General features: G+C 42.4%; 10 protein-coding genes and 1 tRNA gene. 2 read left to right on the plus strand and 9 right to left on the minus strand.

What is annotated here, in order from left to right:
• Window positions 1-123: 123 nt before the first annotated feature.
• The 9 genes from NFR62_RS03970 to dnaN form a co-directional block, all read right to left on the minus strand.
• Complete coding sequence (locus NFR62_RS03970) at window positions 124-1,959, minus strand: glycerophosphodiester phosphodiesterase (protein ID WP_251614603.1); 1,836 nt, start codon at window positions 1,957-1,959, stop codon at window positions 124-126.
• Between the two features lie 227 nt (window positions 1,960-2,186).
• Window positions 2,187-2,654: a hypothetical protein gene (locus tag NFR62_RS03975; protein ID WP_251614605.1), complete on the minus strand. Its 468-nt coding sequence runs from the start codon at window positions 2,652-2,654 to the stop codon at window positions 2,187-2,189.
• A 1-nt stretch (window position 2,655) separates the two neighbouring features.
• Window positions 2,656-3,249 carry a hypothetical protein gene (locus tag NFR62_RS03980; protein WP_251614607.1) on the minus strand — a complete coding sequence of 198 codons (594 nt, stop codon included), beginning with the start codon at window positions 3,247-3,249 and terminating at the stop codon, window positions 2,656-2,658.
• 524 nt (window positions 3,250-3,773) lie between these two features.
• Complete coding sequence (locus NFR62_RS03985; protein ID WP_251614609.1) at window positions 3,774-4,811, minus strand: radical SAM/SPASM domain-containing protein; 1,038 nt, start codon at window positions 4,809-4,811, stop codon at window positions 3,774-3,776.
• Window positions 4,812-4,881: 70 nt separating this feature from the next.
• On the minus strand, window positions 4,882-5,760 hold the full coding sequence (locus tag NFR62_RS03990; protein WP_251614613.1) for a hypothetical protein: 879 nt from the start codon (window positions 5,758-5,760) through the stop codon (window positions 4,882-4,884).
• A gap of 47 nt (window positions 5,761-5,807) precedes the next feature.
• Window positions 5,808-6,320, minus strand: a complete 513-nt coding sequence (locus NFR62_RS03995; protein WP_251614616.1) for a hypothetical protein — start codon at window positions 6,318-6,320, stop codon at window positions 5,808-5,810.
• A 244-nt stretch (window positions 6,321-6,564) separates the two neighbouring features.
• Window positions 6,565-7,731 carry a recombinase family protein gene (locus NFR62_RS04000; protein WP_251614620.1) on the minus strand — a complete coding sequence of 389 codons (1,167 nt, stop codon included), beginning with the start codon at window positions 7,729-7,731 and terminating at the stop codon, window positions 6,565-6,567.
• Window positions 7,732-7,868: 137 nt separating this feature from the next.
• A tRNA-Thr gene (locus NFR62_RS04005) sits at window positions 7,869-7,944 on the minus strand.
• A 388-nt stretch (window positions 7,945-8,332) separates the two neighbouring features.
• On the minus strand, window positions 8,333-9,439 hold the full coding sequence (gene dnaN, locus NFR62_RS04010) for a DNA polymerase III subunit beta (RefSeq protein WP_251614623.1): 1,107 nt from the start codon (window positions 9,437-9,439) through the stop codon (window positions 8,333-8,335).
• A gap of 300 nt (window positions 9,440-9,739) precedes the next feature.
• Here dnaN and NFR62_RS04015 point away from each other — a divergent pair, with 300 nt between their 5' ends.
• Window positions 9,740-11,491 carry an ABC transporter ATP-binding protein gene (locus NFR62_RS04015; RefSeq protein ID WP_251614627.1) on the plus strand — a complete coding sequence of 584 codons (1,752 nt, stop codon included), beginning with the start codon at window positions 9,740-9,742 and terminating at the stop codon, window positions 11,489-11,491.
• Window positions 11,488-13,245: an ABC transporter ATP-binding protein gene (locus NFR62_RS04020; protein ID WP_251614629.1), complete on the plus strand. Its 1,758-nt coding sequence runs from the start codon at window positions 11,488-11,490 to the stop codon at window positions 13,243-13,245. The genes NFR62_RS04015 and NFR62_RS04020 overlap by 4 nt, the downstream gene beginning before the upstream one ends.
• Window positions 13,246-13,261 lie beyond the last annotated feature (16 nt).

Raw genomic sequence — 13,261 nt, forward strand, 5'->3', positions numbered from 1 at the left:
CGCACACAAAAAAAAAGTCAAGCCTATGCGTATTCGAGCGCGAAAGCAAAAAAACTGTTTGTTAAATTTAAAAGCGTCTTTCGCACAAATACGAAAAACGCTTAACTCTTTCACTTGTTTTTGTTACGCCGTTTTTTTGCGCCGCCGAATAATCAAACAAACCGCGCCGAGCAAAAACGTTAAAGTAGCAGCGCCGCTCGCGGTTGGTTCAACCAACGAACCGCACCCTTTCTTTTGCGCGCCCTTTCGCACCCAAAAACGTTGAGTGTGGTAGGTGTTGCGCGAAGAATTGTATAACGCCGTAACTTCCCAACCGTCGCCTTTATCCACGCAATGCGTAACCACGCCTTCCGCTTGTTTTACGGCGCCCGCGAACGTAGTAACTTTCAACGTAATTTTATCTCCCCGTTCGAGCTTTTCGGCATAGTCTTGCGCGCCCTCAACAAGCATAAGGTTGTTTGCGTAAGCATCCGCCTCGTTGTTGGTAATTCCAACGTATCCGCATTCCACCGCGCGGTTCATAAGCGAGCGATTGTCGTAAGTCCAGTACCAACCCACAAATCCTCTGTCGCGCAAGTAATATTCGTTAAACTTCGGGCTGACAGTTCCCGAATTGCAATCGACGCCGGTGTTCAGTTCGCCGAGCTGCAACAAATCGGTTTTAAAAGTGCTCGCCGAGCAAGAATTTAAATTCGCTGTGGGCACTTCGGGCAAAAGCTCTTTCATTAGCGCGAGAATAGACGTTTCGAACGATATAACCACAAGTCTGTCGTAACAATTTTCCTCGTTTAAAACTTGTTTCAGTCTTGCCACGATTTCGGGTTTTTTTGTTTTGATTTCGAACACGATTATAACTCCCGTGTCTTTTAGCGCGCGAATTGCATCGGTAAGCGACGGAATAGGTTCGGCATCGAGAGTTAAAGTGAACTGTTTCAGCTCTGCGGCGGAATAATTTTCTATATGCCCGGTGCCCGTTGTGGTTCTGTCTAATAAGCCGTCGTGCAACAACATAATTTCGTTGTCGGTGGTAATCCAACCGTCGAGCTCAACGTGCGTGGCTCCGCTCGCCGCCGCAGCCAAAGCGCCGCTCACGGAATTTTCGTTGCATTGCTTAGGAAGCCCTCTGTGCGCAACGTTAAACGGCGCGCGGAACAAATCGTTTTCCCCGTAGGTGCGCAAAACTCCGTAAACCGCGCCGAAATCGGACGCAATTACTCCGTAGGCGCCGCTGTTTATGCAGTCGCGCAAAGTCATTTCGTCGGACGAGTTCGCCGTTACCCACACGGTTTTAAAGCGCGCATGAACGTAGCGCACGTTTTTCGCCGAAGCCGCGCTTTGCGGAAGCACAGCCACGTTGGCGTAATTTTCGTTAGTTGTTTTCACAACGTCGTATAAGTCGGCGTTCGCCGCATACGATATAATTCCGCGAATTTTATTATTGAATTCCCGTAGCGTTTTTATAATCGACGGAGTGTCAGACATAACCGCCAAATCGAGAATGTCGGTGTCTTCGGATAAAAACCGAATAGCCGCCGAAGCCGCCGCGCCGTCTTTCAAATACAAAACGGGAATAATTTTCCCTTGCAATATGTTTGCGTAAACGTCTTTAAAACTTCCGAGAATTTCGCCGCCCGCGCCTGTAACGTTGCAATCGGCGTCAAGGCGCAAAATCGCATTCGACGGACGTTCGTCGCCCGCAGTAAGCGAATCGAGAGTAGTTTTGTCGGTAACGTCACACACCACCGTAGGCGCATTTTTAGCCGCGACGTCAGAGCGATACGTTTCAACAAGCCCGTCGTTATATCCCCCCGACGCAAAAGCTGTTTTCTCAACGGGAACGCGTTCGGTTGCGTTGTTTTCCGAAAACGCCGCAAAACTTAACGCGTAACCGCCGAAACAAATTCCCAAAGCAAAACTCACGCAAAATAAAAGAACAACCAACCGCTTCTTTTTCATCATCGCCCTCCGAAAACTTTTGTTTTATAGCGCTAATTATAGCATGAGGCACCGCCTCCGTCAATAAATAAAAACGCTTAATACTTACACAAAACACAGATTTTACTAATCAAACAAACAATTATCCGTCCACAGTTCGCCTTGCGTCATAACCGTTTGCACTGCGTCGTCCATTCCTTCGGAAAGATATTTTGCGATTTTTCACGTGACTTGAACCGCCGACGTAACGTTTAACGCATTTGCCTTCGTTTTAACTCTCGCTCTACTTCCTTTTTGTATGCGTCCAATTCGTCGTCCCGTATCGGTTGCATATCGTTATCGTAAACGGAAACAAATTTTTCCGTGCCGTCTTTCAAAATAAACTTCACTTTCCAATGCTCTTCGTCTTCGCCTTGCGCCACAATCACGCCGAACATTCCGTTCGTTATCCCTTGAACGGAATACTTTTCTTTGGTGGAAAAAAACAATACGTTAGCGCCTACTTTACATACAGGCGCTTCCCATGTCACTTCCAAATCTTCTTCTTTAACCGGAATACATGCAAGCTCCATATAACCGTCCTGTTCCCTAAAACTTACAAGCCATTGTCCGTTTATATTACGAGGGTCGCATATCGTGCCGTTCGCTCCTTTATGTACACCCTCCCTCACATACTTCTCTTTTTCGACTACGAGCCTTACTCTGTCATCTTCTTTCATGTTATCTCCTCCCAAATCCGGTAACTAATTCTATTACGCCGTTCGGGTACACCATCCACCCGGACGTAAACGTTACCGTGCCGATTCTATCTTTTCTCGGCAATTCTATTATTATGTTGATTTGTTGTCCGTATTCGTTTAACTTATGTAACGTAAAATCTCCTCTTTCGTATTTTTCTTTACCCTGCCTGATATATTCGGATATTAACCAATCCTTATCAATTATACTATATCCCCACTCATAAAACAACTCTTTTTTTCCGTTCGGTACCGACGGATTAAATATCCAACCTTTCACTTTGCTCTCTCTGCATCTTGCCGTTGCCGTTATTGCGCCAATCGGTTCTGTTTTACAGTGGCAATTAGGATGCAACGGATATTCGGGCATATTATTACGCGGAAAACAACAACCGCTCAAATTCATACATACTGCACAATGTTTTTTCCCGCTCAACGCTTCCCACACGATTCTTAAATCCCTTTCCGCTTGCGTAGTAGCAAATCCCGTTCCCTCGTGTATCCACTGCACCCAGTCGCTATTCCGCATTGCATTTGCCGCATTACTTTTTGCTTTCTTCCATACATCTTCCTCCAAAGTATTTTTCTCCTTATGCAAATTTGGGAAAACAGCAAAAAAACAAAAAAGCGACTACCGCCCGACTTCGGGACTTACGTACTCACTTAAAAAGCCATTTTCCTTAATATTGTAGCATAATAATGTTGACAATCTCTGTCAGCAATGCCGATTTGCGATAAAAACTTTATAAAAAATGCCGCACTTTATCTTTCGACAAATTACGACATTTTTCGTTGTGAGGCGACTACGAAAAAGATATTTTGCAATTTTTCAAGGTGACTTGAACTATCGCGCTTGTTTTTGTTCAATCCCCTGGTTTAGTTCCCCTACAATAACAATCGCAATCGTCACATTCACAAACACAATGACAATCACAATCGCACTCACATACACATGCGCAATCACAATCTTTTTTCGTATAACAATCATTTGAGTCACAATCACCATACTCATTTAAAGCATAGCTTTTTCTCATGTGATGAATTGGTACCAATTGAAAATCTTTATATTGTCCATATAAAAAAATTCTTTTTATAAAATCATTAATTTTCATTTTTAGCTCTCCTAATATCATCAAGCGCATAATTGAAATACTGCATTACACATCCACCCGCACAATAAGATAATTCTTCACATGTTTCACACACTTTAGAAGGCAATCTTAGCAAGCTTTTATATATGTCATAAGTATGTTTATTATGCCAAAATTCACTTAAATCTCTACCAGTTCGCATTTTTTCATTTATTGTGCCTATTGGATAATCATAAAGCATATTACAAACACATAAATTCATATCCACATCAACTACCAGCCCATTATGACATATTAACTGACATAATGAACGGAGTTGGTTCCTCGAATTCATTAAAACTATCAAATCTTTGGGCCATAAGCAAAAAGGCAAAGATTGATGTAGAGAAAAATGGCCTCCTGTGATTTTATTAATTATCTCATATTTTTCCGCAAACTTGTTTATTAACTCTTGTGGTTTATCGCCAATACCTTCTATCCCAAAGGGTTGCTTGTAAAATGATAAACTAATATGTTGCACATTGTGACGCATTAAGTATTCAAGTACGTTTTCAATATAATCAATACTATCTTTGGAGATAACAAACGATGGATTATACTTCAATCCGTTTTCTGTCAAATTGTTGATTGCCAATTCAAACTTTTGAAAGCCGTCAAATCCAGTATTATTTATAAATGACTTTTTATCATATCCTTTAACCGAAATACCAATTCCATCTAAATGACTTTTTTGCAAATTTATCAAATATTGTTTATCTGAAAACCGTATTGCATTAGTAACTATTGTGCTACTACCACCTTTCAAATATATATATTCTAATAACTGCGGTAAATTTTCATATAATGTAGGCTCACCACCCAAAATAATGAAACTCTTGGTGCCATATTCACTAAAAATATCAACAATTTTTTTAGCATCTTTCCATAGTAATTTTTTATTATTAAACTTAGTGCTTTGAGCATAACACCAGCTACATCTCAAATTGCAAGCACGATTAACATTAATCCAACAGGTTGATATTTTATTGTCTAACCGTTGCATATCCATTATATAATTATACCTCATTATGATTTAAATGTCTGTCTTTTCATTCCCTTCTATAGAAATATAAAATATACTATTCAATAATGAAACTATCAATATCACAAGCATTCATAATCATAGATCCAATAAATTCTTTATCTTCATTACTTAATACATCACCGCAATTTTGATAGATATTCGTCAACCTTTCTATTGAGGCTGGATGAGTTGCATCTTTATCAGGAAATCCCAAATTACATTCAATAAGATGAAATAACATAAAAATTTCTACGCACGTAGATAATTCAATTGGAATTTCTCTATGTTCAACGATATTCGCCATCCATCTTAGTGCCTGTATATCAGCCTCAAATTCCTTTTCCTTAAATGTCTTCTTATCTGCCTCATCAAAATGATTCAAGAAAATATGCGCCAATTCATGAGCCAACACAAATTGCTCTTTCGCAATAGAGTTGTACCCTATCATTAACCTAAGCTGCATAGATAAATAGCTCAAATCAAACACAGGTAAAGTTTTATTCGAGTTAGGTGTTAGATAGCAATCAATTAATGGACTATAGTATTTTGAAAATTTGCAATCTCTCTCACCTTTTAAATACTTTTGGGCAGACACAAACTGTATTTCTTGATAGGTATAAATCAATGACAAAAGACGTTCATTCAAAACAACCAAATATTCACTATCATTTACCTTTATTGAATGGGCATTAATACTATCAATTGGAAGTGTTTTAATCAAAATCTTTTTCAATAATTTCTTATCGTCTGCCGATATTGCGGTTATTAACGGAGGAGCAAGAATCTCATTAGCAAAATCCATTTTACTAATTTTTTCTACCATTGCATCAAAATTGGTAACATATTTTTCATATATTTTTCTTAATGGATCAATATTACCCGTTTTCTTGATATACCGAGCTGCCATCTCTTCGTACATTTCTTTTGCTGTCATCTATATCATCCATCCTGCGTATAAATTTCAATCAACAAGTGATTTTTCTAATATGCTTTAAGCTCACTCAATAGTGCTATATAATTCAAATGACGATTCAGTCTATTAAAAGGTTCTCGTTCACAATATGCCCCATTAATATCATTATCGCATATTGAATTAATAGACTCTTCTATCATATGAGCAATTTCTTCATTGCTTTTCAGTTTACCATATTCATATGGTGAATCGTAAATCCCATTAACATGATATTCAAGCATATAATGTTTAACTGTTGTGTACAAAGGCATTTTATATATATTTCTTGAATTAGCTGTTCTACATATCGCAAGCCTATACTGAAAACAATCATTATTAAAATCTACATACAAATAGCCAATGATATAATTATCCACATCAATTTTATCACTATATGATGAGCTATAATGCAAAATTGCTCTTTCCCGTTCCCATCCCAGAGATTCCAATTCACGAACACGCTTTTCACGAGCAGTCAAATATTTATCTGCTATTTGCGTGGGCGGACAATTATAAATAGGTAATCGAAAGATATTTATCATATCTACCAGCCAACTTTTTACTACTATTTAATCTTAACACATATAAGGTGTTTTTTACAAGTATTTATAAACAAAAATCCAAATATGCCACTATTCGGATTTATAGCTACATTGCTATATAATTAAGTCTTTCCACCACTTCCATTCCGCCCACGAAGACTATTCGAATTTGCTCTTTGGATTCTACGATTACCCCTTCGAAGATTTGGTGACGATTTGGACATCGTAGGTCGTTAAAATTTTCTTAAACAACTATATCTAAATGCTTGTTTCGTACTATAATTTCTTTCACTCTTCTATACATCTCCGTTAGTTCCATTGCCTCACCAAATTTTTCTTTCAACAACTTGCCTATTTCACTCTGTTTTACTGTTTCGGAATTGCAATTACCACCTTTCTCCACTCGTCCTGCGCATCGCCAAACTATTTCACCGCTATGCGTTGTTATCCGCCGAAAGTTTCTACCACACTCATCGCATTTTATCTTTCCGGATAATTCGTTACCACCGGAATACCGCGTGGTTTTTCTTGTAATTTTACCTTTGCTATCCACTGTAATATTACATCTTCTTTTTCTCTCGGCTTGTAATGCCTCAAAAACTTCTGCCTCTATTATCCCTATATGATTGTTCTCATAGAGATATCGCGGTAATTCGCCATCGTTCTTTTTTTGCACTTGTTTTAATACATCGGGAATATACGTCTTTTGCAACATCACATGTCCTATATATTTTTCGTTGGTAAGCAGCTTATCTATTGCTGCGCTTGTCCACTCTTCTTTTCCCGTAGGAGATTTTATTCCTTTGCTTTTCAATTCTTTCGCTATCTTACTTAAACTGTATCCTTGCAAATATAAAGCAAATATCAATCTAACATTTTCTGCCGTCTCATTATCAACAACCAAATTACCAGCTTTATCGGTTTTATATCCATAACACACTCTATTTGCCAATTTTGATTTTCCACTTGCAAATCCACGGCTCAGCCCCCATTTTATATTGTTACTTTTAGCCAAACTTTCTTCTTGCGCTATCGCCGCCATAATTGCCATATACATTTCACTCCTTTCTTTACTTAACCATATTTTTTCGTTTTCAAAATAAATATCTACACCTATTCTCTTTAACTTTCGTATCGTTTTCAAAAAGTCTAACGTATTCCGTGCAAACCTACTAATAGACTTGGTTACGATTAAATCCACTCTTTTCCTTTTACACTCTTTCAACATTTTATCGAATTGCACTCGTCCTTTCTTTTTCAAACCACTTGCAATATCCACATACATTCCTACAAGTATGTAATCCTTATTTTCTTTTACCCACTTTTCATAATACTCTTGTTGCGCTTTGAGACTATGTTGTTGCAATTCTTCTTTGGTGCTTACTCTGCAATATACTACTACCCTTTGCATACCGTCTCCTTTGTAAGAAAAAAATCATAACACAACCTTATTGAGTTAAATTATGATTTTGCAAAATATCTTCGTTTTGTCTCTTAAATGATACAAACCTGCGTCATCTCACATGACACAGGTTTGTATACTTACCTTGGAGCTCCTGAGCGGACTTGAACCGCTGACCTAGTGATTACGAATCACTCGCTCTACCAACTGAGCCACAGGAGCATATTTTTTTGTTTAAGATACTTTGGGTGATTCGTAATCGTGATTACGAATACTCGCTTACGCTCGTGGCGTTCGCACTTTGTGCTCGGCTAAGCACTCGCTCGATTAGCTGTGCCACAGGAGCATATTTTTTTGTTTAAGATACTTTGGGTGATTCGTAATCGTGATTACGAATACTCGCTTGCGCTCGTGGCGTTCGCACTTCGTGCTCGGCTAAGCACTCGCTCGATAGCTGTGCCACAGGAGCATATTTGTTTTAAAAGCGCGTTATCGCGCCCATAAAGGCGGACGCGACGAACCGAGCTTTTTTATTTTACTATAAACGCGCGAAAAACGCAAGGATTTTCAAGCTGTTTTTACGTGGAATTTGCGCGTCGTGTTCAAAATTTTAGCCGAGCATGCGCACGGGCAAAATAAGATACATAAAATCTTCCACTCCGCCTGCGGGAACAACCACGCAAGGGCTAACCGAATTTATAAATTTAATAACAATGTTGTCGCAGTCTATATAGCGCAACAATTCGGTAAAGTATCTGGCGTTGAACGCTATGGCAATATCGAGACCGTTGAGTTTTACGGGAATTTTTTCGGTTATGTTTCCTATGTCGCTGTTACTCGAAAGTTGCATGACGCCTTCTTTCACGTCGAACCGCACAAGATTGTTTTTATCCGAACGGGCAAGCAAGATAGCGCGTTCAAGCCCTGACTCGAACTGGTCTTTGGGAACGGTTACGGTGCTTTCGAACGAACCCGGAATAATTTGCTTGTAGTTTATAAAATCGCCGTCAAGCAATCGCGTTGTAACTCTCGTATGCCCCAAATCCACAAGCATATAATTGCGCTGAATGCGAATTTCCACAGGCTCTTCGTTGTCTTCGAGAAGTTTGGAAATTTCAACGAGGCAACGCGCGGGAACAACGGCGCTCATCATAGCGGTGGTTTTTTCGATAGGCTTAACGCACTTCGCAAGTCGGTAGCCGTCGAGCGCCACGCCCGTTACGGAATCGTCCCCTATTTCCAACAACACGCCTTTAAGCAAGGGGCGAGCGTCGTCAACGCTAACCGAAAACGCTATTTTATTCACAAGGTCGCGGAAATCTTTTTTCGCCACAGTGAACGCTTGCGCTTCGCCGAGCTCCTTGATTTGAGGATATTCGGCGGGGTTCATACATTGAAGCATTCCCTCGCTGTCGGTATACTTTATTTTAAGTTGGTTCGCGTCGGTCAAGCTGAGCTCTATTCTGTCGAACGTCAGTTTTTTAACGAACTCCGAAAAGAATCTGCCGGGCACAACCGTTTCGCCCTCTATAAGAACATCGGCTACGATACACTTTTCTATCGCAAGTTCGAGGTCGGTTGCCGTAAGCGTAAGACTTCCGTCGGCCGCTTTGAGTTTTATACCTTCGAGTATTACGTTTGTGGTGCGAGCGGAAGCCGCCTTATACACCTTGCTCACCGCATCCGACAAATCCGCTCCGTTACAAATAATCTTCATACGCTTTTTTCTCCGCTGAATATTCTTAAAATATTATAGCGCAAAACGGGTCCTCTCGTCAATTAAATAGAGCGCCGCATAAAAATGTTTTTATTTAATGATTTTCTCTTTTGATTTTATTAAAAAAGAGTTTCCGCCGTTGTGTGTTTTCAGGCGAATAAGTTTGCGGTAGCGAAACCATGTAAACCGCATACATAATAAGCGGGCTAAATATACGGCAAAAGGAACTATGCAAAAAGCATGACAAAGCTGCAGAAATGTGGTAAAATACCCGTAGCATCTTTTGGGAGAATCTTGGCTATGCACAAACTACTCGGCTTTTTAAAAGGCTACCGCGCAGTCACGGTTTTGGGTCCGCTGTTAAAGCTGCTCGAAGCTGTGGGCGAGCTCGTTATTCCGCTTGTTGTGGCGCGCATTATAGACGTGGGAATCGCGGGCGGAAACACTGCCTATGTTTGGAAAATGGGCGGCGTTATGCTTGCGCTCGGAGCCGCCGGTCTTGCGCTCGCAATATCCGCGCAATATATGGCGGCGCGGGCAAGCACCGGATTCGGCACAAACCTAAGAGGCGCGTTGTACAGCCATATACATTCTCTGTCGCTTTCCGAACTCGACCGCTTCGGCACGGCAGGCTTACTCACGCGCATAAATTCCGACACCGTGCAGGCTCAAACGGGCGTTGCAATGTTTATCCGACTTGTTCTCAGAGCACCGTTTTTGGTGGCGGGCGCGCTCGTTATGGCAATATCCATAAGTCCGAAAATAAGTATCATTTTCCTAATTACGGCTGTAATCGTCAGCATAATTTTATGGCTCGTTATGTCGCGCACCGCGCCGTATTACCGTAAAATTCAAGCTAATCTCGACGAAGTTTCTCTTCTCACCCGCGAAACTCTTTCGGGTGCAAGAGTTGTGCGCGCGTTTTCAAACCAACAAACCGAACAACACGATTTTTTTGCGTCGGCGGATTCGCTCAAAAAAAAGAGCGTTAAAGCAAACGCTCTCTCCGCCCTTTTAAATCCTTTAACTTACGCCGTTATAAATCTCGCCGTTATTGCCGTTTTATATTTCGGGGGCAAAACTGTGGAAGCGGGCAATTTAAAGCAAGGCGACGTTATTGCGCTTGTAAACTATTTGTCGCAAATTTTGCTCGCTCTCGTGGTAACGGCAAACCTTGCGGTAACTTTCACGAAAGCGTCCGCTTCGGCGGCGCGCATAAACGAAGTGTTCGCCACAACGCCCAAAATCGTAGACACCGCAACAACAAGCCCCGCTCGGCAAGACGGAAGCGCAAAACTTGAATTTGAAAACGTTAGTTTTTCATACTACGACGGCGGGAGGTGCGCTCTTAGCGACATAAACTTTTCGATAAACGGCGGCGAAACGCTCGGCGTAATCGGTTCTACGGGAAGCGGCAAATCCACGCTTGCAAACCTTGTGCCCCGCTTCTACGAAGCAAGTTTCGGCGAAGTGAAAATAGACGGCGCGAACGTGAAAGAATACCCCATGCGCGAGCTTCGCAAAAAAATAGGTATAGTGCCGCAAAAAGCGGTGCTGTTTTCGGGCACGCTGCGCGACAATCTTAAATTCGGCAACGAAAATGCCACCGACGAACAGTTGTTTCAAGCGCTCGAAGCCGCTCAGGCGCTCGACTTTGTTGAAAAACTGCCCGACGGACTAAACAGCGAAGTGAGCAGAGGCGGCAAAAACTTTTCGGGCGGACAGCGGCAACGCTTAACCGTTGCGCGAGCGCTTGTGGGCGAACCCGAAATTTTAATACTCGACGATTCTTCGAGCGCGCTCGATTACGCAACCGAATCGCGCATGCGCCACGCAATCGAAGAATTACCGTTTAAGCCCGCTGTAATACTCATAAGCCAACGAGCGTTCAGCCTTATGCACGCGACCAAAATTTTAGTGCTCGAAAACGGCGCGGCGGCAGGATACGGCACACATTCCGAGCTTCTCGAAAATTGCGACGTATACCGCGAAATTTGCAAGAGCCAAACAAAAACCGAAGAGAGCGACGGCAAGGAGAAAAGAGCGAAATGAAAAAACAAAAAAACGCGAATTCTAAAGGCTCTATAAAGCTTGTTCTAAAATTCATGCGCCCGTACTATCCGCTAATAGCTCTCGCTCTGTTATTCAGCGTTATTCAAATAGCGGCAACGTTATACGCCCCCGTAGTAATCGGCGACGCCGTAGACTATATAATAGGGGCGGGCAACGTAAATTTAGAGCAAGTTATGCGACGGGCATACGTTCTTATGGGGCTTATAGCCGTCGTTATGGTCTTTCAGTGGTTGGCGTCGCTTTGCACAAACAAAGCCGCTATGAACACCGTGCGCGACTTGCGTTGCGCGGCTTTCAACAAGCTTAACCGCGTTCCGCTTTCGGTTATAGACACGCGCGCGCACGGCGATTTATTGTCTCGCGTGGTGAACGACACCGACCTAATTTCCGACGGACTCATTCAAGGTTTTACGCAACTGTTTTCGGGAGTTGTCACCGTTGCGGGCACAATAGTATTTATGGTTAGCCTTAACGTTTCCGTTACTTTGGTTGTGGTGCTTATAACTCCCGTTTCTATTTGCGTAGCCTATCTTATTGCCCGAGCCACCCACAACATGTTTAAAACGCAACAGAGTAAGCGCGGCGAACTCAGCGGACTAACCGAAGAAGTTTTAAGCGGAATTAAAGTTGTTAAAGCGTTTAACCGCGAAGAAATAGCGCAAAAAGTATTTGACGAAGTTGACGAAGAACTGCGCAAAGTGGGCACAAAGGCAATGTTTTACAGCGCTCTGACTAATCCGGGCACCCGATTTGTGAACGCGATTGTATATGCCGCAGTGGCGGTTGTAGGCGCGCTAATGGTTATACGTTCTACGGGCGGCGCGTTCACCGTCGGAATGCTCAGTTGCTTTTTATCTTACGCGCATCAATACACAAAGCCGTTCAACGAAATTACGGGCGTTGTCACCGAACTGCAAACCGCGTCGGCTGCGGCAGGACGTGTTAAAGAGCTTCTCGAAGAAAAAGAAGAACCCGACGACGACGGCTTGCCCACACTCGAATATTGCGACGGTCAAATCGATATAGAACATGCGGATTTTGCCTACGTCCCCTCGCGCCCCTTGATTCAAGACCTAAATCTTTCCGTACTGCCCGGAAAACGCGTGGCAATCGTTGGCCCTACGGGTTGCGGCAAAACTACTTTAATAAACCTACTTATGCGATTTTACGACGTGCAAAGCGGGCGCATTTTGATTTCGAACACACCCGTAACCGACATAAAGCGTTCGTCGCTTAGAGGCGCCTATGGAATGGTTTTGCAAGACAGTTGGATTTTTCGCGGCACCGTTGCCGAAAACATAGCCTATGGAAAACCCGACGCCACGCGCGAAGAAATCGAGGACGCCGCAAAACGCGCCCACATACATTCTTTTATAGAAAAGCTCGAAAACGGCTACGACACTATTATAGACGACGAAGGCAGTTCTATCAGTCAGGGCGAAAAACAACTTTTGTGCATTGCGCGAATTATGCTTACGCAGCCACCCATGCTAATTCTCGACGAAGCCACAAGCAACATAGACACCCGCACAGAGCAAAAGATTCAGTCCGCTTTCGCCGCAATGATGAAAGGCAGAACGAGTTTTGTTATTGCCCACCGCCTTTCAACAATCGCCGACGCCGACCTAATTTTAGTTATGCGCGACGGCAACGTAATCGAGCAAGGCACACATACCGAGCTACTCGGCAAAGGCGGGTTTTACGCCGAACTTTATAACAGCCAGTTTGTGTAACATAAAAAAAGTGCAG

Source organism: Pumilibacter muris, from assembly GCF_943193045.1.
Taxonomy (GTDB): Bacteria; Bacillota; Clostridia; order Christensenellales; family Pumilibacteraceae; genus Pumilibacter; species Pumilibacter muris.